Source organism: Shewanella fodinae (assembly GCF_014651955.1).
Classification (GTDB): domain Bacteria; phylum Pseudomonadota; class Gammaproteobacteria; order Enterobacterales; family Shewanellaceae; genus Shewanella; species Shewanella fodinae.
The window spans coordinates 170,073-194,742 of sequence record NZ_BMXW01000006.1; the positions used below are offsets into that span (position 1 = coordinate 170,073).

At 49.8% G+C, this 24,670-nt stretch carries 24 protein-coding genes; 10 read left to right on the forward strand and 14 right to left on the reverse strand.

What is annotated here, in order from left to right; genetic code table 11:
• Positions 1-50 precede the first annotated feature (50 nt).
• Both IE064_RS07795 and IE064_RS07800 read right to left on the reverse strand, forming a co-directional pair.
• Complete coding sequence (locus IE064_RS07795) at positions 51-740, reverse strand: DNA-3-methyladenine glycosylase I (protein ID WP_189617347.1); 690 nt, start codon at positions 738-740, stop codon at positions 51-53.
• A 170-nt stretch (positions 741-910) separates the two neighbouring features.
• Complete coding sequence (locus tag IE064_RS07800) at positions 911-1,066, reverse strand: hypothetical protein (RefSeq protein WP_189617348.1); 156 nt, start codon at positions 1,064-1,066, stop codon at positions 911-913.
• A gap of 244 nt (positions 1,067-1,310) precedes the next feature.
• Here IE064_RS07800 and IE064_RS07805 point away from each other — a divergent pair, with 244 nt between their 5' ends.
• Positions 1,311-1,961 (forward strand): glutathione S-transferase family protein, encoded by a 651-nt coding sequence (locus IE064_RS07805; RefSeq protein ID WP_189617349.1) that lies wholly within the window; start codon positions 1,311-1,313, stop codon positions 1,959-1,961.
• Positions 1,962-1,963: 2 nt separating this feature from the next.
• Here IE064_RS07805 and IE064_RS07810 read toward each other — a convergent pair whose 3' ends face one another.
• The gene (locus IE064_RS07810) at positions 1,964-2,497 is read right to left on the reverse strand and encodes a thioesterase family protein (protein WP_189617350.1); all 534 of its coding nucleotides are present in this window, start codon (positions 2,495-2,497) and stop codon (positions 1,964-1,966) included.
• 121 nt (positions 2,498-2,618) lie between these two features.
• A complete protein-coding gene (gene prlC / locus IE064_RS07815) occupies positions 2,619-4,658 on the reverse strand; it encodes an oligopeptidase A (RefSeq protein WP_189617351.1) in 2,040 nt (679 codons plus the stop codon).
• 276 nt (positions 4,659-4,934) lie between these two features.
• Here prlC and IE064_RS07820 point away from each other — a divergent pair, with 276 nt between their 5' ends.
• From IE064_RS07820 to mog, 5 genes are all read left to right on the forward strand, one after another.
• Positions 4,935-5,645 carry a hypothetical protein gene (locus IE064_RS07820; RefSeq protein WP_189617352.1) on the forward strand — a complete coding sequence of 237 codons (711 nt, stop codon included), beginning with the start codon at positions 4,935-4,937 and terminating at the stop codon, positions 5,643-5,645.
• A 76-nt stretch (positions 5,646-5,721) separates the two neighbouring features.
• Entirely contained in the window at positions 5,722-6,156 is a 435-nt protein-coding gene (locus tag IE064_RS07825) for a hypothetical protein (protein WP_189617353.1), read from the forward strand.
• 114 nt (positions 6,157-6,270) lie between these two features.
• Entirely contained in the window at positions 6,271-7,626 is a 1,356-nt protein-coding gene (gene gorA, locus IE064_RS07830; RefSeq protein ID WP_189617354.1) for a glutathione-disulfide reductase, read from the forward strand.
• A gap of 125 nt (positions 7,627-7,751) precedes the next feature.
• Positions 7,752-8,231, forward strand: a complete 480-nt coding sequence (locus IE064_RS07835) for an NlpC/P60 family protein (protein ID WP_189617355.1) — start codon at positions 7,752-7,754, stop codon at positions 8,229-8,231.
• 59 nt (positions 8,232-8,290) lie between these two features.
• Positions 8,291-8,821: a molybdopterin adenylyltransferase gene (gene mog, locus IE064_RS07840; protein ID WP_133038264.1), complete on the forward strand. Its 531-nt coding sequence runs from the start codon at positions 8,291-8,293 to the stop codon at positions 8,819-8,821.
• Between the two features lie 76 nt (positions 8,822-8,897).
• On the opposite strand, the gene IE064_RS07845 is transcribed toward mog, so the two are convergent.
• From IE064_RS07845 to IE064_RS07865, 5 genes are all read right to left on the reverse strand, one after another.
• Positions 8,898-9,575, reverse strand: coding sequence for an arginine N-succinyltransferase (locus IE064_RS07845; RefSeq protein ID WP_189617356.1), 678 nt, complete (start codon positions 9,573-9,575; stop codon positions 8,898-8,900).
• A gap of 75 nt (positions 9,576-9,650) precedes the next feature.
• Complete coding sequence (locus IE064_RS07850) at positions 9,651-10,529, reverse strand: DUF2989 domain-containing protein (RefSeq protein ID WP_189617357.1); 879 nt, start codon at positions 10,527-10,529, stop codon at positions 9,651-9,653.
• Between the two features lie 230 nt (positions 10,530-10,759).
• Positions 10,760-10,921 carry a hypothetical protein gene (locus tag IE064_RS07855; RefSeq protein ID WP_189617358.1) on the reverse strand — a complete coding sequence of 54 codons (162 nt, stop codon included), beginning with the start codon at positions 10,919-10,921 and terminating at the stop codon, positions 10,760-10,762.
• Positions 10,922-11,030: 109 nt separating this feature from the next.
• On the reverse strand, positions 11,031-13,217 hold the full coding sequence (locus IE064_RS07860) for a xanthine dehydrogenase family protein molybdopterin-binding subunit (RefSeq protein WP_189617359.1): 2,187 nt from the start codon (positions 13,215-13,217) through the stop codon (positions 11,031-11,033).
• A gap of 1 nt (position 13,218) precedes the next feature.
• The gene (locus IE064_RS07865; RefSeq protein ID WP_189617360.1) at positions 13,219-13,692 is read right to left on the reverse strand and encodes a (2Fe-2S)-binding protein; all 474 of its coding nucleotides are present in this window, start codon (positions 13,690-13,692) and stop codon (positions 13,219-13,221) included.
• A 249-nt stretch (positions 13,693-13,941) separates the two neighbouring features.
• Between IE064_RS07865 and mtnC the strand changes: the two genes are divergently transcribed.
• From mtnC to pbpG, 3 genes are all read left to right on the forward strand, one after another.
• Entirely contained in the window at positions 13,942-14,622 is a 681-nt protein-coding gene (mtnC, locus tag IE064_RS07870) for an acireductone synthase (RefSeq protein WP_189617361.1), read from the forward strand.
• A gap of 131 nt (positions 14,623-14,753) precedes the next feature.
• Positions 14,754-15,179: an acyl-CoA thioesterase gene (locus IE064_RS07875; protein WP_189617379.1), complete on the forward strand. Its 426-nt coding sequence runs from the start codon at positions 14,754-14,756 to the stop codon at positions 15,177-15,179.
• 85 nt (positions 15,180-15,264) lie between these two features.
• Complete coding sequence (pbpG, locus tag IE064_RS07880; RefSeq protein ID WP_373295255.1) at positions 15,265-16,206, forward strand: D-alanyl-D-alanine endopeptidase; 942 nt, start codon at positions 15,265-15,267, stop codon at positions 16,204-16,206.
• Here pbpG and IE064_RS07885 read toward each other — a convergent pair whose 3' ends face one another.
• From IE064_RS07885 to IE064_RS07900, 4 genes are all read right to left on the reverse strand, one after another.
• On the reverse strand, positions 16,207-16,611 hold the full coding sequence (locus IE064_RS07885; RefSeq protein WP_189617362.1) for a DUF1850 domain-containing protein: 405 nt from the start codon (positions 16,609-16,611) through the stop codon (positions 16,207-16,209).
• A complete protein-coding gene (locus IE064_RS07890) occupies positions 16,611-18,641 on the reverse strand; it encodes a TRAP transporter permease (protein WP_189617363.1) in 2,031 nt (676 codons plus the stop codon). The genes IE064_RS07885 and IE064_RS07890 overlap by 1 nt, the downstream gene beginning before the upstream one ends.
• 67 nt (positions 18,642-18,708) lie before the next feature.
• The gene (locus IE064_RS07895; RefSeq protein WP_189617364.1) at positions 18,709-19,662 is read right to left on the reverse strand and encodes a TAXI family TRAP transporter solute-binding subunit; all 954 of its coding nucleotides are present in this window, start codon (positions 19,660-19,662) and stop codon (positions 18,709-18,711) included.
• Positions 19,663-20,094: 432 nt separating this feature from the next.
• Complete coding sequence (locus IE064_RS07900) at positions 20,095-20,994, reverse strand: LysR family transcriptional regulator (protein ID WP_189617365.1); 900 nt, start codon at positions 20,992-20,994, stop codon at positions 20,095-20,097.
• Between the two features lie 94 nt (positions 20,995-21,088).
• Between IE064_RS07900 and IE064_RS07905 the strand changes: the two genes are divergently transcribed.
• Positions 21,089-22,015: a DMT family transporter gene (locus IE064_RS07905; RefSeq protein WP_189617366.1), complete on the forward strand. Its 927-nt coding sequence runs from the start codon at positions 21,089-21,091 to the stop codon at positions 22,013-22,015.
• 230 nt (positions 22,016-22,245) lie between these two features.
• On the opposite strand, the gene IE064_RS07910 is transcribed toward IE064_RS07905, so the two are convergent.
• Positions 22,246-24,297 (reverse strand): TonB-dependent receptor, encoded by a 2,052-nt coding sequence (locus IE064_RS07910; RefSeq protein ID WP_229799907.1) that lies wholly within the window; start codon positions 24,295-24,297, stop codon positions 22,246-22,248.
• Between the last annotated feature and the right edge of the window lie 373 nt (positions 24,298-24,670).

The window sequence follows — 24,670 nt, forward strand, 5'->3', positions numbered from 1 at the left end:
GATTCTCATTTAGATTTGCAAGCATTATTTTTGTACGACATCATATTTTTTTAGATCCGGTTATCACCCACACTGCACGACAGTATGCGGCTAATCTGCGCCATACTGCGACCACTGCACTGCTGCCAGTGATTAAACACGGCCTGTACCTGATTCAGGCCACTCAAAGAGGTGAAACTGGCATCCACTAACTGATGCGCCTTGAAGTAACCTTTAACATCGTCGGTCAGCAAGAAGGTATCTTTGCCTATATTTCGCAAAAAATACGGGCCAGTATTACCTCCGAGCCTAGCGCCACGTTGTTTAAGTTGCAGCCAAAGCCCGACGATCTCTTCTACTGGCCACAGCGCAATATAACGTGCCAGACTGCCGTGCTCCTGGGCAATTTCACGCACCATCTGGGCATTGTCGTAAATCGCTTGTGTTTTTTTGAGATGGCGGATCAACTGCGGATCTGCGGCACGCTGCTGGATCTGTTCCGGCGACAACATCAGCACTTTCGATGGCTCAAAATCAAAAAATGCCTGCTGATAAAGTGGCCATTTATGTTCCACCACTTTCCAGACAAACCCACTCTGAAATACCTGCTTACTCATAGCAGATAACAGTTCAGCGTCGGAATACTGTTGCAACTCATCAGGGGTTAACACTTCTGGTAACAGGCTTTCCAACCGTTCAGGGCCACCCTTGCGTTCACTGGCACGGGCATATATCTCATCAAACGCTTCAGGTTTATTCATGGTATGTGTCCCTACTGCTAGGTATCCGAAGTTCGGCACCCTGCATGGCGAAATTAAATGCTCACTGTTCAACTTATAGTTTTGGTTACTCTGACTCAACAGGCAACCTTTATGGATGCTCCATCGATATCGTATGCTGGTATTTGCCACAGTAGTGCAACGGGGGAGCATTAATCGCTGCGGCACAGACACTCAACATCAGCCGCTACATGGTCTGCCAGTATCTGCAGAAATTGCAGCAATGCCTTCGCTGCCGTCTGTCGCATCGCCCCTCTGGCGCTATCCGCCATCCGCCTGGCAGACAATAACCGGGAATTCTTTGGCAACTTTACGCAATTACGGCAATTAGCAATACAAACTGAACGGTATTGCCACAGCACAACTCATGCGCCAAGCAACAGCGGCTGCCGCTGGATTATCAACTAGCGCCGTTAACGCTCAGTTGCTATCAATCTTGCGCAGATATGCCGCCAGCGCGCATCCAAGTGTTATAGGATTTTTTGCAGCGACGACTGGGGCAATTGGCCGCAACCCGCTACAGTTAAAGTGACCAAATTGCCGGAGGGCGCGATGGAGCTTTACTACTACCCGTTGTTTCGCCATTCACAGAAAGTATTGCTGGCGATGTTTGAAAAACAGCTAAGTTTCCTGCCGCGGGTGACTGACTTGCATGATCCGCTGCAACGGCGGGCTTTTGCCGAGCTGCAACCACTCTGCCGTTTACCCTTGTTGATAAGTAATGATGGCCGACAGCTACCAGAGTCCAGCATCATAGTAGAGTATCTGGACCAATTGGTGGACGTTGGCAGCAAGCTGCTACCAGATGAGGCACAGCAGCAGTTACAGGTACGCCTATACGACCGACTCATAGATAATTATCTCAGTTATCCACTGCTGCAACTGGAACAACAGCTGAGATTACCAAAAGAGCTACAGCAACCGCTGTTGCAACGACAACTGGAAAACCGCATTCATACCCTGCTGGCACAGCTAGAACAGCAGTTAGAGCAACACCATTGGTTATGTGGTGAAAGTTTTACCATGGCCGACTGCGCCCTGATCCCCAGTCTGGCAGCATTACCAACCCGTTTTAATCTGCTGGATTTCCCGGCACTGGGCAGCTACTGGTTGCATGCACAGCTGCGGGGTTCCTGGATGCTGGTACAAGACGAAGTCGAGCAGTTATTACAGCTGCAGCAAAACGGCCAACGCACGTCCTGAGTTTATGCTTGATTCTGCTGTTTTTTGGATTGCAGTAGCTGTTTCCAAGTCAATACATCATCGGCAAGTTCCGGCATATCTCCCTGATATTGGGCCGCTTGCAACAGTTCTGTGGTGGCAATTTTTCGGCCTTTACAAACGAATAAGCCTCTGACATTGGCAATAGCATGCAACCCTCGGTCGCTAACAAAGCGTTGCTCAATGTAGAAGTACTTGTCATCCCATCCGAGTATTCTGGTCTCAACATGAAATTTACGTAGAGGTTTGATATCCCTGATAAAGGTGAATTCAGACGCGTTAACTATCGGTAGCCATTTACGTTGCAAAAATGGCTTTAACAACCCCATTTCTGCCAGCATGAAAGTGCGTGCTAAATCCATCAGCGCCGGATAACGGGCATTGGTCAGGTGCATATTGATGTCGCAATCCGTTGGCCAAGCGCGGAAAGCTAAACGTGAAACCTCAAGCAAATCAATACAGCGGGCATGGCGCATGCGCCAAAGTAACAGCCAAAATAGCCGGAAATACAGATTCATCGCACTCGCTCAGTTGTCATAATTGAGCTCAGGCTAACAGAGGTCTTACCAGTCAACAAGTGTTAACTAGATCACAAAAGGCGCCCGACGGCGCCTTTCATATTCATACCTCACACACGTTTCAGGCGGCAATTCCAGAATGACGTAACAGCGCATCAATGCTGGGTTCACGCCCACGGAAACGCACAAATAGCGCCATAGGTTCCTCTGAGCCGCCTTTTTCCAGAATATTATGTAGGAAATCACGGCCAGTCTGTTGGTTAAATACGCCCTCATCTTCGAAACGGGAAAAAGCATCGGCAGAGAGGACTTCCGCCCACTTGTAGCTGTAGTAACCTGCCGCATAACCACCGGCAAAAATATGTGAGAAGCCGTGTTGGAACCGGTTAAATGCTGGCGGAATAACCACGGCAACCTGCCGCCGCACATCATCGAGCGTCTGTTGGATACGTGGGCCTTTGGCCGGGTCGTATTCCTGGTGTAGACGGAAATCGAACAATGCAAACTCCAGTTGCCGCAGCATCATCATTCCAGACTGGAAATTCTTGGCCGCCAGCATTTTGTCCAACATCGCTTTAGGTAAAGGTTCGCCGCTCTGATAATGACCGGAGATCTCTGCTAACGCTTCCTCGGACCAACACCAGTTTTCCATAAACTGACTCGGCAGTTCCACCGCATCCCAAGGCACACCATTGATACCGGAAACGCCACCCACATCCACCTTGGTCAACATATGGTGAATACCATGACCAAATTCATGGAACAGGGTAGTCACTTCGTCATGAGTGAAAAGCGCCGGTTTATCCCCCACCGGACGGTTAAAATTACAGGTGAGGTAAGCGACAGGTTTTTGCAAACCATGACTGGTGACGCGACGGCCACGGCAATCATCCATCCAGGCGCCACCACGTTTACCCTCGCGGGCGTACAGGTCGAGATAGAAACTGCCACGATGTTCACCCGTTTCATCAATCAACTTGAAAAAACGCACATCTTTATGCCAGCGATCAAAGGCTTGTTGTTCCTGCACATCAATCCCAAACAGACGCTTAACGGTGTAAAACAAGCCATGCAGCACTCGGTCTTCTGGGAAATAAGGGCGCAGCTGTTCCTGCGAGATCTCATATTTATGCTGCTTCAGTTTTTCGGCGTAGTAACTTAAATCCCAGGCCGCCAATTCGGTTACGCCGTATTGCGCTTTCGCAAACGCCTGCAACTCTGCCAATTCGGCCTTTGCCTGAGGCTTAGAGCGCAGCGCCAATTCATTCAAGAACGCGATGACCTGTGCAGGTGATTCCGCCATTTTGGTTGCCAACGATTTCTCCGCAAAGGTGTCAAACCCCAGCAGTTGCGCCAATTCATAACGCAGGCCGAGTATTTCATCCATCAACGGGCCGTTATCAAATTTGCCCGCATTAGGTCCTTGATCAGAAGCTCGGGTGACAAACGCCCGATAGCACTCTTCACGCAACGCACGGTTGTCGCTGTACATCATCACCGGCAGATAGGAAGGATAATCCAGTGTGAACAGCCAGCCGTCCAACGCTTTTGCTTCGGCCATGGCTTTGGCGGCATCCACAGCAGATTCAGGTAAACCGGCCAGTTCAGCCTTATCGGTGATCAATTTATGCCAGGCGTGAGTGGCATCCAGTAACTGGTTGGAAAATTTGCTGGTGAGCTCCGACATCCGTTTTACGATTTCGCCATAGCGCGCTTTTTGCTGGTCTTCAAGACCAATACCGGATAACTCAAAATCACGCAGGCTGTGTTCGATAACGGTTTGCTGCGCCTGTGTTAGTTCGGCAAAAGCAGGCGATGCATGTAAGGCTTTGTAAGCCTGATACAACCCCTGATGCTGACCGACATAAGTGCCATATTCCGATAACAGTGGCAGACAGGCATCATGAGCCGCACGCCAAGCTTCATTACTAACCACCGCATTCATATGGGAGATCGGCGACCAGATCTGGCTCAGTTCGTCATCCACCTGCTCCAGCGGTGCCACTAGATTGTCCCAAGTATATGGGCCACCACTAGCCAACACCTCATCAATCTTAGCCCGGCATTTGGCGATGGCCTGCTCCACTGCAGGCTGAATATGTTCCGGTTTTATGCTTGAAAAAGGCGGTAATTCATTAGCTTGCAGTAAAGGGTTGGTCATGGTCAGTCCTTAGTAAAAATGATGCTAGGCAATGAGTTTATAGATAAGGCCTCAATAGCCGTTTATCAAGGTAATTGGTGCAACTTAGCGGAACTAACCGCCTCTAGCAGGAACGCGATGTGCGGTCATAGAGCCAGGTCACAAATTATTGTTCAGATATCCAGCAATCATCAGTAATGCTTTTGTGATCATAAATAAGAGTCATTATTATTTACAGTTATGAAACTGTTAATACAATGACCCCGTCAACAACTGCAGGTCAGTGAGAAGGTCTCCATGATGAAGTGCGTAATAGCAGCATTGTCGCTGCTGGCGGCAAGTTCAGCGTTTGCCAGTAATGACAGCGAAACGATGGTTTATATGGATTGGGAAAGCCATTACGTCTCAGAAGGGCGCAATAACCTACCACACAGTGGCATCGTCTGGAGTGGTCTTGAACATACCGATGGTGCCTGGTTATGGTATGAGCGCCAAGGCTTCGGAGATAGCCGCAATTTTGTAGAGTTGAATTTGGGGTTCATGTATCAATTTTCACTGCCCGCAGATTTCGCTTTGGCGACCGGCTATAAACGACTGGAATTTTTCGGGAATGAGCGTTGCAGCGACAACGAACTCTCTGCTGAACTCTCATACACGGGTGTTGATTGGCTGACTCCCAATCTGGCCTATACCTATGCCACAGAAGCGCACGGGGCATTTGTAGAATTCAGTCTCACCGGCAACTGGCCGGTCACGGAACACCTTACTATTTCACCCTATATCTTGCAGGGGTGGGACATGGGATTCGCCTCGCTGCATCATGATGGCCGTAACAATTTCCAATTTGGCGTAGAAGCAGCGTATGACATCACAACGCAACTGAATCTTGCCTTGCAACTTAGCCGCAGCATTGGTCAAGGCGACATTGAACAGCAGGCGCGTGAAGAGGATTGTATCGATCACCCAAATCAAACATTTGGCGGCATCGCCATGAGTTATCGCTTCTAATGTTGAAAAATGGCAGCAACAAGCCATGACGCCTACACTGTGAGAGTCGAAGGAACGGCTACCACGGAGGCAGGGAATGTACCGCCAATTGTTGCTATTGATCTCATCCGCTTTATTTGCCACAGAGTTATCAGCCGCGGAACTCAATAATCAAACACCGCGACCACACAACCGTGCAGTGGATGCAGACGGTAAACCGCTCCCCGTACCTGAGGAATTTAAGGCCGCATTGGAGTATCGCGCAGTGGAAGCGATAACCCCGGTTATCTCATCAGGGGACCACAAAAAATCACGCACATCCAAAACCAAGACAACGCCAACCGTTGCCAATGACGCCAGTTGCCGCTGGCTCCATAACCGCATGGCCGATCTACAACGGCGTCTGGAGAGAAGCAGTCATATTGACGCCTACCTAGAGGCAGAATTGTCACAACATCAACAACAATGGTCATGTCTGAAATGTGCCAGTACGGGGCCCAGCAGTGCCGATCTGTCTCGCTGCCGCCGCTAATAAGCGGCAACAGAGTCGCTGGTCAGCGGTAGCAATTCTCCCTACAATGGCGGTCTCAATGGCAGTAATGGCTGCTGTAAGCGTCAATTGATGGACAGGCTCGGGAGTTATCACATGACCCAACATTTCGACTATATCTGCCTTGGTGCTGGCAGCGGCGGTATTGCTTCAGCTAATCGCGCAGCCATGCGTGGCGCCAAGGTGTTGCTGATAGAAGCAAAACAACTCGGCGGCACCTGCGTCAACGTGGGTTGTGTTCCCAAAAAAGTGATGTGGTACGGCGCGCATATCGCCGAAGCGATGAAACTGTACGCGGCTGATTATGGCTTTGATGTCAGCATCAAGCATTTTGATTGGAATACCTTAGTGCAGAGTCGCGAAGCTTACATCGACCGCATCCACGGTTCCTACGAGCGCGGCCTAGCAAGCAATAAAGTGACGCTCGTCCAAGGCTACGGCAGATTCGTAGATGGCCACACCATAGAAGTGAACGGCGAGCATTACAGTGCTGACCATATTCTGATCGCCACGGGGGGTCAACCGACCATCCCTGAGATCCCTGGGGCCGAGTACGGCATAGACTCCGATGGCTTCTTCGCCCTGCGCCAGCAACCGAAACGGGTGGCTGTGGTAGGTGCGGGTTATATTGCCGTCGAAATTGCCGGAGTGCTGCATGCTCTTGGCAGTGAAACGCACCTGTTTGTCCGTAAACATGCGCCACTGCGTAACTTCGACCCCATGCTGTATGAAACCTTGATGGAGGCCATGGCAGCTGACGGCCCGACTTTGCATACCGAAAGCATTCCTAAAAGCATCACCAAAAACAGTGATGATAGCCTGACCTTATCGCTGGAAAACGGCGAACAATATCAGGTTGACTGTCTAATATGGGCCATTGGCCGACGCCCCAATACCGCTAATCTCGGGCTGGAGCATACTGGAGTGGAACGCGATGCCCACGGTTATATCATTACCGACGGCTGGCAAAATACCTCGGCCAAAGGCATCTATTGTGTGGGTGACATCATGGCTGGCGGCGTGGAACTAACGCCGGTAGCCGTCAAAGCGGGAAGATTGTTATCGGAACGGCTGTTTGGCGCCATGCCTCAGGCCAAGATGGATTATGAAAATATTCCCACCGTGGTATTCAGCCATCCCCCTATCGGCACTATGGGGCTGAGCGAACCTGATGCCAAAGCGCGCTTCGGTGAGGATAACGTCAAAGTTTATACATCTAGCTTTACTGCCATGTACACCGCAGTCACCTCGCACCGCCAGCCCTGCAAAATGAAGCTCGTATGTGTTGGCCCCGAACAAAAAGTCGTGGGCATCCATGGCATCGGCTTTGGTATGGACGAAATTCTTCAAGGCTTTGGTGTCGCGATCAAAATGGGCGCCACCAAAGCCGACTTTGACGCCGTTGTTGCCATCCACCCCACTGGTGCTGAGGAGTTTGTTACCATGAGGTAGCATTGGCGTTAGTGACATGCGAACGGCAGCACTTAGCTGCCGTTTTTAATGCACATCAGAAAATCTGAGGTTGCAAGCCTCCAAGCTCTCCGGCAGAATGCCGCTGATACCACTTTGGGGAACTCATGAAGGCATTTACCGCAACGCTACTGCTAACGTTACTGCTGATACTCAGCGGCTGTAGCTCTGCGCCTTCGCAACCCACTGAACCGCAAGCCGTTCCGGCGACCAATCCGCTGTCAACGGGTGAACTCAAAACCGTACAGCAACAATGGCAAGGCGTGCCCTATCGCCTTGGTGGCAGCAGTAAAAAAGGCATTGATTGCTCTGGTTTTGTTGCCGTTACATATCAACAACTGCTAGCCATGTCGCTACCACGCACAGTAGAAGAACAGGCCGAGTTGGGTTATGCCGTTACCCGAGCCCAACTGCGCAGTGGTGATCTCTTATTTTTCAAGACGGGGCGGGTACGACGTCACGTCGGTATCTATTTGAGTAATGGTGAGTTTATGCATGCCTCAACGAGTCAGGGCGTGACTATCTCCTCACTCAACAATGATTATTGGCGCCGCCATTACTGGCAGGCCAGACGTTTACAACCCTGAACTGTGATTGTGAGCGCCGGTTAAAAGCGCGCCAGGGTACTTTTTTAGGGAGATTTCATATGGAAAAAGCCAAAATCGGCATCGTCACCGTTAGCGATCGTGCGAGTGCCGGCGTCTACGAAGATCTTTCTGGCAAAGCGATTATTGCTACCCTCAATGAATATCTGCTCAGTGAATGGCAAGCAGTCTATGAAGTGATCCCCGATGAGCGGAAACTGATTGAAGCAACGCTAAAGCGTTTGGCGGACGATGAAGGTTGCAGCCTGATTGTGACCACCGGCGGCACTGGCCCAGCCAAACGCGATGTTACCCCCGAAGCCACAGAAGCGGTATGTGATCGCATGATGCCGGGCTTTGGCGAACTGATGCGTCAGGTGTCACTACAATATGTGCCAACCGCTATTTTGTCGCGCCAGACTGCGGGATTACGCGCCGATACGCTGATTGTGAACCTGCCAGGCAAACCTAAATCCATCCGCGAATGCCTGGATGCGGTGTTCCCGGCGATTCCTTATTGCATCGACCTGATGGAAGGCCCCTACCTAGAATGCAATGAAGCGGTCATCAAAGCATTCCGCCCGAAAAAATAATGTCACCGAAAAACAACGCCGGACTGACTTATAGTTCGGCGTTGCTGTGTTATCGCCAGCTAACGCTAACAATAGGTTATTGGCGTAACTTGATGTACAACTCACCATCGTGGATCTGAATATCTTCAACGCCATCGGCAAAGGCGTTCCAAAACCCTCGGTCACCAAATTCACTGACTAAATTGACATTTTTCATGTTGCCAAGCCAAGCATTAGGAATAGGTACGCCCATCAAGCTGACGCCGACCAAAGCCACCACCGGCCGTCGGTTTTTATCCAGATGAATATCCAAACCAGCATTTACCCGTAAAATCTCGCCCGCCATGATGGGAAAGTCCTGTGGAATAGGCACGAGGATCTTGGCGCTGGCAAGATTATCAGAAAAATCGATCGCCACCCGATGAGCAAAATCAGGGCTGCGGCCAATAATGGAATTCACTTCTTTCTCGCTAAAAGTTAGCTGTCGTTTAGCGTCTGATTCGCGGTAAGGCTCCGGGGTCAGTTCCTGAGTGGTAGATTTTGCATGCGTCTGGCTATCGCCTTGCCACCCTAACTGTCGCAGTTTTATCTCCAGCTTTTGCGTTTCTTTGTCGTTGAGTGTGACCGGAGTGAGTGGTTTAGGAAAAATATAGGTGCGGATCACCAAGAAACTGACACCAGCGGTGATAATCACGGTTGCCAACAGCAGCAACATTACCTGCATGCCAGTGAATCTCTTTTGAGTGGTGTGCGGACTTGAAACAAATGGGTTCATGACGACCTAAACCAAAAACAATAATGGTTTTATAGTAGCCTGACTCACACCGAAGGCATAGCCTGACGCACCAACTCAGCCTTCTGCCTTGATAATGCTGAGCCATGCCTGCTTATCCCCAGCCAGAAAGTCGGGCCAATGACTGCTAGCGTAAGAGCCTTCGGACAGAGCCTTGGCTAATACCAAGGACTGTTGATCTAACTGCTGTTGTATCTCTGCGCTCGCACCGAGTTCCGCACTCATCATGCGTTGATCGGCCTTGCGTTGCGTCAAGTCAATGTTAGTTTTCTGCAACAGGTACTTAATCTCACGATCAGGCGTTACCTGTGCCAACGCTAACAACCAGTCAGCAACAAAATCTGACGGAGTGGCATCCCGCAATGCTTCAAGATATAACCTACGGGCAAAATCCGGCTCGGTCTTAAGCTGTGAGGTCGCCAGCCCGGCAAGAATATAAGCTTCTTTGATCTGACCATTACGTTGAGCTTGTAGCAAGGTCGCTAACGCTTGGCTATCGCCAAAATGTACCCAGTGATAATAAGCCACATGGGGATTGTGGCTACCTTTGGTCTGCTGTTGTATCTGCGCCAAAGTGAGCGAGGTTAACGCGTAAGCGCGTTGTGAATTACTGGTGAGTTGCGGATGATTCACATGTTGAATACCCGCTGCGCGTTGGAGACAACGGTTATAGGACTCAACCAACTGCAAACGCTGAAACTGCGTCTCATCCTGTTGTGCCAGCGCCGGATTTTGTTTTATCGACAAGCGTAGCGCCAGCAGCGGCTCGCGTTTTTCACGACAGGTCGCATCAAGATCTAAATCATGGCAAATTTCTGGGAATGCCTGACAGGTCTCTGCCAGCGTACTTGGCTTAGAACAACCACTTAACCACAAGATACATAGCCCGGTCATCACGCTATAACCGTACTTCGCTAATGTATTGACTCTCACCATTGTGTCTTTTCCCTCAGACAAATAATCGTTGCGTTCCCGCAGGCCGCCATTCGGCATGGCTATGGTAAATAAGCGGCCATTTTCCAGAAAACTTCAGTTTGCCCTTAATATGCCGATGAACCTCATCCTAATGTGCGACATGCTACGAATTTTGCGTGAAAACAGCACACACGCTAGGCATAACTAGCGCATGATAATTGCCTAATTTCAGATTCAAGTTCATGATGACATTATGTTTTTTCTGGGGCAATCGCATCAATGGAACTGAACTGGTCACACACTTGTAGCACCCAAGACGCCGCAGCACTCCCCGCCGATACAATCGATAGCGCCAAATAGCCCTTTCCAAAAGTTGTTATGGCAAAAGGGGGAACGCGACCAATAACTGCCATCTACTGGTAAATCCCCCTCACGAACAACCATATCGGTGCGGACAGCAGCAATAGCGCCAATAAATAGCGAAGTTGCGGCGTTATTGCTTCGCAGTTTGCAGTCTCATATTCAGGTGAGCATGTCCGCCGTGATGGGCAACTGGCGAATACGTTTCCCGGTAGCGGCAAAAATTGCATTGCATAATGCTGGGATCACTGGCGGCAATGCGGGTTCCCCCAGTCCAGTAGTCGGGTAATCAGTCTTCAAAAACTCCACGTCAACTTCCGGCACCTCTGCCATTGTCAGCATCTTATGCTGATGATAATTCACCAGCTTGGCACCACCATCAATCGGCACCTGCTGATACAGGGCTTGCGATAATCCATCCAAAATCGAACCCTGTACCTGATGCATTGCACCGCTGGGGTTAACAATATACTTTCCGACATCGCCTACGGCCCAGACTTTATGGATCTGTAATTTGCCTTGATTGACGCTGACTTCAACCACCTCGGCAAAATAACCTGCATGGCTGTAATAGCAGGCGATACCTAAACCATGACCAGCGGCAACTTTTCGGCCCCAGCCGCTGCGCTCGGCAACGGCTTGCAACACTGCGGTCATCCGCTGTGGATTGAAACTGCCGAGGTCACCCACAGGTTGTGCCAGCAACGCCAATTGTAGTGCCAGCGGATCTTGCCCGATGGCATGGGCAGCTTCATCCAACAGGCTTTGGAACACCCAGGCTAACGCATTACTGCCTGGCGCCCGTAGCCAACCGGTAGGAATATGCGCCGGGATCAGTGAGCTGCCATATTGCAAGTTGGGTATAAAACCTGCGGGGAAGATATCGCTGTTCATCTGCGCCGCCAACAAGGGACGCCCCTGCGCACCAAAGGTGATAAAGTGGTCCTGCAACCCTATCAGTTTCCCTTCGGCATCCAGTGCCAGTTTGCAGCTGTGGTAACCTGCAGGGCGATAAAAATCATGCTGGAAATCATCCTCCCTCGACCATAGCAGTTTTACCGGAGCCCCCACTTCCCGGGCAATCCACGCCACCTCAGCCATGTAATCATTGAACAACCGCCGCCCAAATCCGCCACCGGAGCGCATCACATGAATGGTAATATCCTGTTCCTTGATGCCTAACACTTGAGCTACCTGCTTCTGACCACCGACAGGATTTTGCGTCGGCGCCCAAAGACTGAGCTTGCCATCCTGCCACTGAGCGCTGCAGTTCATCGGTTCCAACTGCCCATGGGCCACAAATGGATAGTAATAGTCCGCCTGCAGAACTTTGGCTGCCCCGGCAAAGCAGTGCTCAATATCACCATCGTTACGTAAGATCTGGGTTGGCATTTGGCTCTTTAACGCATGGGCTAAACGGTCAAACTCGGCATTACTCTGGCCTGTCGCTTTGCTGTCGAGCCATGTAACCTGTAGCTGCTGTCGCGCTTTCTGCGCCTGCCACCAGCTATCTGCAACAATAGCAACCCCCGCATCCAAGCCATAAAAATCACCGTTACCAGACACCACTAGCACTTTGCGTACGCCGGGGAGCTTTTCAAGCTGCGCGACATTGGCATGTTTTACAGTGCCACCGAATACCGGACATTTCTGGTAAACCGCATACAGCATGCCGGGCAACTCAACATCAATGCCAAACAACGGCTGACCACTTACAATGGCGTCGTTGTCCACTCCTGCGGTAAATTTACCCACGATTTGCAGTTGGGCATCGGTTTTTAATGCCACGGACGTCAATTCTGGTGCCGCTTGTTTTGCCGCGGCGGCAGCCAGCTCGCCGTAACGCAAACTACGTCCACTCACATGCAGGATTTTTCCCTGCTGGCTACGGCATTCTGCCACGGGCACCTGCCACTGCGCGGCGGCGGCCTGCAGCAACATCTGCCGGGTTGCCGCGCCAATGCGCCGATGTTCCTCAAAATGGATCGGCGTACTGCGACTGCCACCCGCCGACTGCCGCCCATAAATCTCGGGCATCACCGGCGCCTGTTCTACTTGTACTTGCTCCCAAGCAACGTCCAGCTCGTCGGCAATCACCATCGGCAGTGAGGTTTTAATGCCCTGACCGATTTCCGGGGCAACCGCCATAATACGGATGCTGTCATCACTGCCAATGCGGATGTAGGCATTCAGTGTCCAACTGTCCGTACCATCTGTTGCGGCGGCTACGCCTTTTGGCAGGTACAAGCCAACAAACAATCCGCCGCCTAAAATAGCACTGGCTCTTAAAAAGGCTCGACGCGAATAACCTGATGTTTGCGGTTTAATTGCAGAGTTCTGCGAAGTCATATCAACTGGCCTCCTTGTCCGTATGCTGTGCCACCTGCTGAATAGCCTGCTTGATACGATGATAGGTTGCACAGCGACACAGGTTTCCCTTCATACCACTGGCAATCTGTGCATCTGTTGGCTGTGGAAACTGCCGCAACAATGCCAACGCCGACATCATCTGCCCAGCCTGACAATAGCCACATTGCGGCACATCGAGGATCTTCCACGCCTGCTGTACCTGTTGCCCCAGCTCACTGTTGGCAATCCCTTCGATGGTGGTGATAGCACGGTCTTTTACCGCCGAAATCGGGGTTACACAGCTACGCACCGGCTTACCATCAAGGTGTACGGTACAGGCACCACACTGCGCCATACCACAACCAAACTTGGTTCCCTTCAGTTTTAAGGTATCGCGCAGAACCCACAACAGCGGCGTATCAGCGGCGACATCTGCCTGCATCAATTGGCCGTTAATTTTCAGTTGATAACTCACGGTTATTGCCCTCCGGTAGCTGGCCAGGATTCAGAAAATGACGAAATCGATACAGCGACGATCCCTTGCTGTCATTCGGCCAATAGAGTTGATTGCTGTTCCACTAATTTACCGTTTTAGCAGACAAGCCTGCACTTTACATTACATTTTGTTTACCCAGACACCAACTGCCCAGCGCCCTGCTGGTCAAATTTGCCAATAACGATTAGTATCTGCCGTTAGCCAAGAAGATTAGGGAGTATCGACCTCATGGGCATCAGAGCCATTATTGTGGACACGGCAGGCACCACGACCGACCAGCATTTTATTCAAGATGTATTATTCCCCTATTCATTAAAGGCAATGCCGATATTTCTGGAGCGGCAGCAGCAGAATTTTCTAGTAGATGCCTGTATCAGTGACACCCGGGACATTACCCTAGAATACGATGCCAGTCTGGCGCGAGTAGCGGAAATCTTGCAAACCTGGATACAGGAAGACCGTAAGGCTACACCGTTGAAGACGCTGCAAGGGTTGATCTGGAAAGAAGGCTATGCGCAGAATGATTTTACCGGACATATCTATCCTGACTTTATTGAGGCAATAAAACAGTACCGAGCCCAAGGTCTGCGGGTGTACAGTTTTTCGTCCGCCTCTGTAGAGGCACAGAAGTTGCTATTCAGCCACAGTGATGGCGGCGATTTGACCGAGCTGTTTAATGGTCATTTTGATACCCGGACGGGCAGCAAACTCGACAAACAGGCTTACAGCAATATTCTCAACACGATTAGCCTGGCGCCTAAGCAGGTGCTGTTCGTTTCCGATCTGCTGGGGGAACTCAAAGCCGCTGCGGCTGCCGGTATGCAAACCTGCCAGATGGTGCGTGATAGCTCAGTAAAAACTGGTGATTACCGACAGATCCACAGCTTCAGTGAACTGCAAATAGAATAAGACTGCGCCCGCTTGTAACAACGGCGATAGCTACGGCTCTCGCCGTTGTTGTTTTAGATATTCATCAACAACACTTGAGCCAACATTAGGCTGTTGTTATGCTGGAGCAAAATTCAAACGAGCGTTTTATTATGGCAGACTTTACTGAGCGTTATCCCGATGCCTGTAGTATTAAAGTGACCTGGGGTGACATGGATGCACTGCAACACGTCAACAACGTAGCGTATTTTCGCTACTTTGAAGATGCCAGGATTGAGTTCTTTAATCGCGAGTTTCCGCTTACTGAGATGTATAGACAGGGCCTAGGCCCGGTGATTAGTGAGAACCATGCCAGTTATCGGCGCCCAGTGGTTTACCCCGATACCTTGTTGGTTGGCATCAGTTGCAGTGAAATTGGTGATGACAGGTTTACCTTACATTACGAAGTGTTTAGCACTCAGCAACAGTGTGTTACCACCACGGGGAGTTCTGTTGCGGTGATGTTTGACTTCAAACAAGGTAAAAAAACGCCATTGCCCACAGATTTACGCGCCATTCTGCAGCGATTGCAACAATAAATCAGTCGTGGGTACTTGCGACTCATGCGCATTTAATTACACTTGGGCAAATATTTTTATCTGATCAAGCTGTAGGCTGCTGCCCATGAGTCTGAAAATCCTGCCCTTGCTCGGCTGTCTGTTGCTGCTGCTCCCATCGCTGGCAAATGCCAAAGCCGTTCCCAAGACCCATCAACCGTTAGCGGCCGCTAGTGCCATGCTGGTAGATGTTAAAACGGGTGAAGTGCTGTATGCCGATCATGCCGATGAATCGCACCCCATTGCTTCAGTCAGCAAACTGCTGACGGTCTTGGTGGTGTTGGATGCCCAACAACCGCTGAATGAGCGGATAGATGTCAATGTTGATGGCGTTCCAGGAATGGACAATGTGGTATCGCGACTACGCTTTGGCAGCACTCTGCAGCGCAAGGAAGCCATTGCACTGGCGCTGATGGCATCTGAGAATCGCGCGGCTGCGACATTAGCTCACCATTACCCTGGTGGGTTTCCGGCTTTCATTAAAGCCATGAATCACAAAGCCAAAACGCTAGGTATGACACACAGTCACTTTGTGGAACCTACCGGACTTTCCAGTCAAAACGTCTCCAGCGCCAGTGATCTCATCAAATTGCTGAAGGCCACCCAGAAATATCCGCTGATGGGACAACTTAGCAGCGCTAAGAATCGCAGCGTTACCCTCCAAAAGCCGCGTTATAGCTTGGCATTTTATAACACCAACCCTTTGGTTAATAAAAAAGGCTGGAAGATCCATCTGACCAAAACCGGTTATACCGATGACGCAGGACATTGCCTAGTGATGTTGACGGAAATGGCCGGGCGACAAGTGGCATTTGTCGTATTGGATGCATTCGGCAAATATACTCACATTGCCGATGCCGGGCGGCTGAAACAATGGTTGAGTACAGGCAAAGTCAGCAAAGTACCGGCCGATGCACTGGCATATAAAGCGGAAAAACAGCAACAAACGCAACAGACCGCCAATAACCTAGAGCAAGGCGATAGCATTAGTGCTACCGCCCAACCCTAATCATTTCTGCTGACGAGGCAGTGGGAGTTCACAGGGCCACAACTCCACGGTCTCGACCTGGTAGTTCGGCTTGCCAATCCAGTGGCTCATCGGCTGACACTGACCGTTAAAACAGATGTCGTAATCTCCACCTTCTGGTGCCCGACCCAATTTCAGTAGAGGGATTGGCGGGCGCTTTTCATAGTAATGCCAACTATCATCACGAAATACCGCACCATCGGGGATTTCCATGCCAGCACCGGTGCCCTTAACTCTGGCCTGCGTCAGTTGTAGGCCTTGTGGCGTCACGTTGTAATCTTCTTCCCAACGGATTTTTTCAACCGTATGACGCCAGCCTAAGGTGAACTCGGGCTGGGGTACACTCGCCCACAACTGCCCCGCCAGTCCAAGACACAAACCTAACATCAACTGGCACTCCGTAAGGCAGCGCGGCGACTAAACCACCAATGTTGCAGCACTACAATTGCCACCAGCACAAACCCTATCTCATCACTCATCGGCGTGGCGAGGATCAAGCTACCCCCGGCAACAAACCCTCCTAGCCGTTCCCACCATTTCATTGGCCGCAACAGGAACCCGGTAAACACTGCGCCCCAAAGGCCAATGGCCAGCAACGCTTTAAACACCACGTATACGATGGCGCTAATACTGTCACTCTGCAGCATCAAAGCCGGGGAATACACCGACATGTAGGGAATGATGAAGCCTGCGATCGCGATACGAATCGCCCACAAGCTAATCTTCAGTCCTTTTTCCTTGGCAATAGGTGCGGCGGCAAAACAAGCCAGTGCCACTGGCGGAGTCAAATCCGACATAATGCCAAAGTAAAACACGAACATATGCGACACGATCAGCGGCACACCTAAATCGAGGAGTGCAGGCGCAGCAATGGAACTGGTGATGATGTAGTTGGGGATCGACGGGATACCCATACCCAATACCAAACAAGTAATCATGGTCAGCACCAGTGATAAGAACAGATTGCTTTGTCCCACGGCGAGAATGTATCCCGCTACGGTTGAGGCAACACCAGTCAGAGACACAATGCCGATAATCACCCCCACCAGCACACAGGCGATCCCCACCGGTACCGCATGCCGAGCACCATCAACCAGCGCGTGGACACAAATGCGCAGCGTGTCTCTGCCACCTTTCACAAACCAACAGATCACCACTAGTGCGCCGATCACCCCAAACACCACACCAATCCCCATGCGGAAAAATCCAGCACACATCAACCCTAGTGCTATCCAGAAAGCCACACGCAACCATTTGGATGACACTTGCATAGCGATGGCAGAGCCAAGGATCACAATCGCGGTGAGAGACAATCCTACGGTACCGGAAAACAGCGGGGTACGTCCGGCAAATAGCAGATAAATCAACACTGCTAAAGGAAATAGTAAGTACCAGCGCTGACTCACTGCTTTCCAGGGATTGGGGCACTCTTCTTTTGGCAAACCATGTAACCCGGCACGTTTAGCTTCAAGATGTACCATCCAGAACACCGAGCCGAAATACAACATTGCGGGCACCAGTGCCGCTTTGGCGATCTCGATAAAGGGCACATTGATGGTTTCTGCCATGATGAAAGCAACAGCCCCCATAATCGGTGGCATGATTTGGCTACCCATACTGGAGGTCGCTTCCACACCTCCCGCGAACGCGCTGCGGTAACCAAAACGTTTCATCAACGGAATAGTAAACTGGCCGGTGGTCACCACGTTGGCCACGCCTGACCCCGTAATGGTGCCCATCAACGCTGAAGACACCACCGACACCTTTGCGGGGCCGCCGAGCTTATGTCCAAACAAGCCCATTGCAAAATCGGTAAACAGCCGGATCATGCCCGCTTGTTCTAGGAATGCGCCAAACAGAATAAACAGGAAAATATACGTGGCCGATACATAGGTTGGGGTGCCATAGAAGCCTTCAGTACCGAAAGATAACTGGTTCACGATCTGGTCAAGGCCATAACCACGGTGCATAAATTCACCCGGCAGATATTGACCTAACAACCCATAAGCCAGAAACAGGGTGCAAATGAATGGTAACGCTGGCCCCATCACACGACGAGCAGCATCAAATACCAGCGCGATCAACATCAACCCCATGAACATATCCATCTGGGTCAAATCACCGGAGCGTTGGATCAGATCCGCTTCAAAAATCCATTGATAAGCCGCCGTAGACATACCTGCCAATCCCAGTAACCAGCCGAGCGGTGCCCAGACTTTGTGACCTTTGAAGGTAGGGTAAGTGATATAAACTATCAGCAGCAAAAAGCCTACATGCACGGCACGCAGGACTTGAGTAGAAACCGGGTGAAACGCTGCAGTGATCAGCTGAAACGCTGAAAACAACAGTGCCACGGTAAATAACGCTTTCGGCCACTCTGAGGTGGCTGCTTCTAAACCCTCACGGGATTCAGTCATATTGTGTGCCTCGCTACTTCAAACAACAGTGAGTCACTCCCCGGCAGGGCCGGGGAGTCTTTATCGCTTATTTCAATAAGCCCACTTCTTTGTAATAACGTTCAGCACCAGGATGGATCGGGATGGGTGAGTTAGCCGCTTTGTCCAGAGTGATTGCCTTGGCAGCGGCATGGGCATTCCCCAAATAATCCAAGTTTTCAAACAATAACTTGGTCATCTGATATGCCACATCGTCAGAAACCGCAGTAGTGGTCACCAACAGATTCTGAATGGCGATGGTGGGCACATCGGTATCTTGACCATCATAAGTCCCAGCAGGGATCACCCCGGCCTGGAATGCCGCATTGCCAGTTTTTGCAATCACATCGGCAGGGATCGGCACAAAGTTAACTGGCATAGTAGCGGCCAGATCACGCAACGCCGCCATGCCCAGTCCAGAAGACTGCAGTGTTGCATCTAACTGGCGGTTCTTAATTAACTCTACTGATTCCGCATAGGGCAGAAATTCCACTTTACCCAGATCATCATAGGTCAGTCCGGCAGCGGCAAAGATAGCCCTGGCATTCAGCTCAGTACCAGATTTAGGTGCCCCCACAGATACCCGTTTACCTTTCAGATCTGCCAGACTTTTGATACCAGCGTCCTTGTTCGCCACAATCTGAATATAATTAGGATAAATCGCGGCCAATAAACGCAGTTTATCCAATGGCTTTTTAAACCCGGCTTCTTCATCGCCTTTCCAGGCGGCAGCCACTGAGTCGCCGATAGAAAACGCCAGTTCCCCGCGGCCAGCCTGCAACAGGTTCAGGTTTTCCACTGAAGCTTTAGTGGCCTGGACAGAGGTTTTTGCCCCGTCGATATGGTTACCATAGATTTGTGACAGCGCCACCCCCAGCGGATAATACACACCGCTGGTACCACCGGTGAGAATATTGATGAACTTGGGTGCCGCCCAGACTGCGGAACTGACACATACCGCAGCGATAGCCCCAATAACGCCCATTTTTCTTATCAGTTTCATTATGGTGTTCCTTGTTCAATTTGCGGCAATTGCCGACTCTCCACCTTAGCACCATTTATTGCACGGTGAAAATTTCACCGGGTGCTCATGACAAAAAATAGAGAGTAATTTTTGATTTCGCAACAAACTCAAGGAGCTACTGCATATTCCCTGAATATGTTACCTATGATTTCGCTAATATACTGACGCTTTTCTGTTTTCCAGTCATAGTGGACTAAGGTCGTAGTGGCGTCCGTCGGAGGATTATGCTGTTACCAAAGGCCTTGCTGAAATTCAGCCAACTGCCGGAATAACGCATCGGAGCTAATGATGCTGCGCAAAATGGCGTAATGGAGCGGCAAGCCATCGCACAATGCTGTCTATTGCTGCAAACGTAACTAAAGTGGGAGGTAATTTTCGCCCAAACTTCTAAACTCTGTCTGGAAAACGAGATCAATCCACCATTGTCGCAAAGCGCTGCAGCACATATTCGACAAACATCCTGACCCGCAGCGGTAGGTTATTACGGTCGCGATATAGCATCATCAGCGTGCGCACCTTGCCGTGCCAATCGGGTAAAACGCGTTGTATCTCTCCCGCAGCAATCATTGGCATTGCAATGTAATCCGGGATATAGCCAATACCCAGTCCGGTTTTCACGGCGTGAGTTAATAGACCCACTTCATCCACCTCTAAACGCACTAGCTTTTGCGGCTGGTAATCAAACTCTTGCCCAGTGGTTTGATGTTGCAGATGCCACGGGATCATTGGTCGACACAAAACGATCGGGTGACCACAGAGTTTGTCTGGCGTGGTAATAGTACTGACATCGTACTCTTTCGGCGCACATAGGATAAAACGTAAATGTTTCAGCGGCCTGACAATCCAATTTTCGACAATAGGACTGCCGACACGAAACACCACATCCATGCCTTCAGCTTCGATATCAATCAGCGAATTGGAGAAGTGAAGATCCAGCTGGATCTCAGGATAATGCTGCAGAAAATCATAAAAAATGCCTCGTAGAAAGTAAGAACCAGAATTGATAGGTGCCGATACCCGAATCTTGCCACTAGGGCGATGTTTATCTCGGTGCAGATCCTCGTCGATATCCAGCAATTCCTCGAACAAGGCACTGCAGCGTTGATAATACTGTGCACCGGTGCTGGTTAGTACCACCCGATGCGCATCACGGTTAAGCAGTCGCAGTTGCAGGTCGCTTTCGAGCTGACGAATACGGCGACTGAGAGTGGATAACGGTATGGCAAGTTGTTCGGCAGCAGCCGTAAAACTGCCCCAGCGCGCGACAGTGCAAAAGCAACGTAAATCATCCAGTGAATAGTTAGATTTCATTTTTGGAATTTTAAGTCCTATTTTTGCCTGTTTATCCAATTAATGAAATCAATACACTAGCCTGACGGTTTTCACAAGTTCTTTGGAGTGGACGATGAGGTCAGACTCTGTACTCAAGGCGGTTGCACTATTAATTTTATGTGCGTTCTTTTGGGGAAGCTGTTTTCCCATCGGCAAGCATGCATTACATGAGGTGCATGCGCTGACACTCGTGCTATGGCGTTTTATATTAGCGGCAATCTGTTTGGCGATTTATCTGCAATTCACCCGCAGCGATAAACCCAACTTGACGGTTATGCAATGGAGCTGGGTGGTTATTGTCAGCGCTATCGGTATCGGCGGACTTAATCTCGGCTTATTTACCGGATTAACCCTTACCAACGCCACTAATGGTTCGTTGATTATGGCATTAAGCCCGTTAACCACATCGCTAATTGCCTGTATCGCTCTGCGGCGTTTGCCGACGTTTGCGCAAGTAATAAGTTTGCTAGTCTGTCTCTCCGGCGTACTAATAGTGATCACTAACGGCAATATTGCCAGTCTCTTGCACATGCAACTGAATCAAGGTGACCAAATGATTTTCTGTGGCATGTTGGCCTGGAGCCTTTACACCTATTTCAGTCAAGGGATTAGCCGTTGGCTGGCCGTCATCCCTTATACACTGATTGGGATGATCTGTGGCGCGCTGGTGATTGGCACAATGATCATATTCAACCCAGAAGTTAAGCCCTTAACTGAGCTTACCAGCGCCTCAACAGTGGTGATCAGCGAAGTTCTCTATGTAGCTATTTTTGGCACGGTTGCTGGCTACCTGTTGTGGATTAATGGGGTACGCCGTTTAGGCTCAGCCACAGCATCCGTGTTTTTCAACTTTGTGCCGATCTTTGCCGTGCTCACCGCCTTCTTGATGGGACAATCGGTGACACAACTGCAACTGTTAGGGATTGCCGTGGTCATTGCTGGCTTGCTGTTGCCGCGTCTAAAGCTGCCGAAACGTACACCGCAACCCTGTAATTCATAGCACCGCTGGGGGTGCAGCAATACGCTTTAGCCGCTGCGACTATTTTGTATTTGAACTACGCCGAAGAGAGCAGGGTAGTGCTTTGAAAATAGCGTCATAAAAATAGGCATCTTCACGATGCCTATTTTTATATCTTGCTTAATCGTTATTAACGATAGATATCGTCGCTAGATTTTTTTATTTAGCAGTAAATTCATCTTATCAACTAAATATAAACGGCTCACTATTAGCTAAAATGAATAAGTCACTGATATCCCCATATTACGAGGGTCGGCAACAGAGGCATATCCGGTAGGATAGAGGCCATCAGGTGCAGTGCGACTCATCACTGCCAATTCATCAAAGGCGTTGTTCACAAATGCGGTAACTTGCCAATCCGCCGATTTATAGCTGGCTTGCACACGTACCAGTGTATAGTCACCGGCTTTGTTACCCTCAGTATTGGTAAAGTCGCCATAGTATTCGCCAACATAGTTAGCAGATACACCAGCGCTAAACTCATTGGTTAGCCAATAAGTGAAGCCAAGATTGCCAGTAAATTTAGGTGCATTATTTAACTCATTGCCGTTGGCCGTTTGATACTCTGCGCCAGCATCTTTAATCTCACTATGCAATACCCCAATGCCTGCATTCATCTGCAAGGCATCGGTTAGATCAGCATTGATGCCCAGTTCAGCACCATAGGTCACCACATCATCCATATTGGTGATGTAACGGCTTGAGTTAAGTGATTGAAAGCCATCGTAATCGTTGTAGAACAGGTTCGCGGTCAGAAACAGATCGCCATCCAGCAAGGAACTACGGCTACTGAGTTCATAGGTCATCACCTTCTCTTCGTCGTAGTAATAGTAATCTTGTGCGGTAAAGTTCAGCGCACCACCGCCCGCGTTGTAGCCTTTGCGAGCACTCAACGCCAACGTCGTCGCGTCAGTGATGGCATATTGCAGCTCCAACTTTGGCAGAAAAATATTGGTGTCTTTATCAAGATTGGCGTCGATAGCACCATAGATAAAGTGACGCGTTTGCGACTCGCGCTCTAAGCGGGCACCAGTTAACAAACTCAGTTTATCGGTGAGGGTGAAAGTCACTTCACCATAAGCTGCCAAAGAATCACTTGAGTCGTCACCGTTATAGGCGGTTGAGCCAATACTGAGAATGTCATGCTCGCGTTTGAAATAATCTAAGCCCACAAAACCAAAAGCAGCATCGCCACGTCGATTGAAAGATAACTTAGCATCCACGGTGTAGTTGTCTTCATCAAAGCTAAGCACTTGTTTTTCCGCTTCGGTTTCATCATAGCTATCAAAGCCCCAATGATAGTCCATGTAAGCAGTCAACACTTCCAAGCGCAGATCGTCGTTAAATTCGTAATCAGTTGTTAGACTGGTGGTCTTCACGCGGGTTTTAATGTCGCGAAAGTAGATACGATTGAACTGCGACAGGTCATCCGCCTTGTAAAAGATACGGCCCACATCGCCCTTTTCATCGCTATCGGAATAGCTCAACAACATCGATAGTTTATCGGTTGGTGTCCACTTGAGTTTGGTGCGCACATGGGTGGCTTTCACTTTATCCAGGTCATAATCCGGCGGATTACCTTGATAACCGCTATCGTCGGTAATGGTATTGCCATTGAGTTGTTGCGCACTCACTCTGAACGACAAAGTATCAGTCACCAACGGCCCTGACAGCGCCACTGATGTATCAACGTAACTATCTTCATTGCGATAACCTACGCGTGCCGCACCATGCCAGTCTTCAGTCGGATCTTTGGTTTTGATATAGATCGCTCCAGCCATACTATTACGGCCGTTGCTGGTAGATTGTGGGCCACGGTAGATCTCCATCTGCTCCATATCCCACAAGCCCATATCGCCACTATTGTCTGCGACAAAAGGCTGCGCCACCCCATCGACAAGGATCGATACGCGCCCTTTAGCACCACCAGAAATGGAGTTAAATCCGCCCGCTGAACCGTTACCACTCACACCGCGAATATCAGGCAATGAGCCAGCAACTGCGACCACGTTCGGAATTTCAGATACTGCTTCTGTCACTGATTTGTATTCAGTACTATTCAGTATCTCTTCTGACAATACCGCGACAGATGAACTGGTTTCTTTGAGTGATTTAGGCGCTTTCTCACCAATCACAACGATTTTTTCAATCGATTTTACATCGGTAATCGCCGCATCATCCGCCAAAGCACATTGGCTAATAAAGACGGCAGATACCGCCATAGCAAGCGGCAGTTTTTGGTATTGCTGGGGTTTTATCATCATTTCCAACCTATCTGTTTTGATCTATTTAAGCCTGTTCCAACCAAACAGCAGCAGAAATGGACTACTGAATACCACCATGCAGGAAAGACTTATTTATATTTAAATCAATTTGTTAAATGACATTTATCATTAAACGGCCAATTAAGGTTGGAAGGTACTTTAGCCTTGATACACAAAAATGCAAATGAGTTTTATTATCATTTGTGATCATATACACAGATAATCAGCAAATTACGTCGCCATTTACATTTGCCCTTCAGTATTCCCCTGAATCACAGCATCCACCAGTTTAAACCAGCAAGTAACTAGCGAACCGAGGTCGATAGGAAAGCTACTGGCTCGCTTCAATTATAAAAAAAGGCTGCCAAGCAGC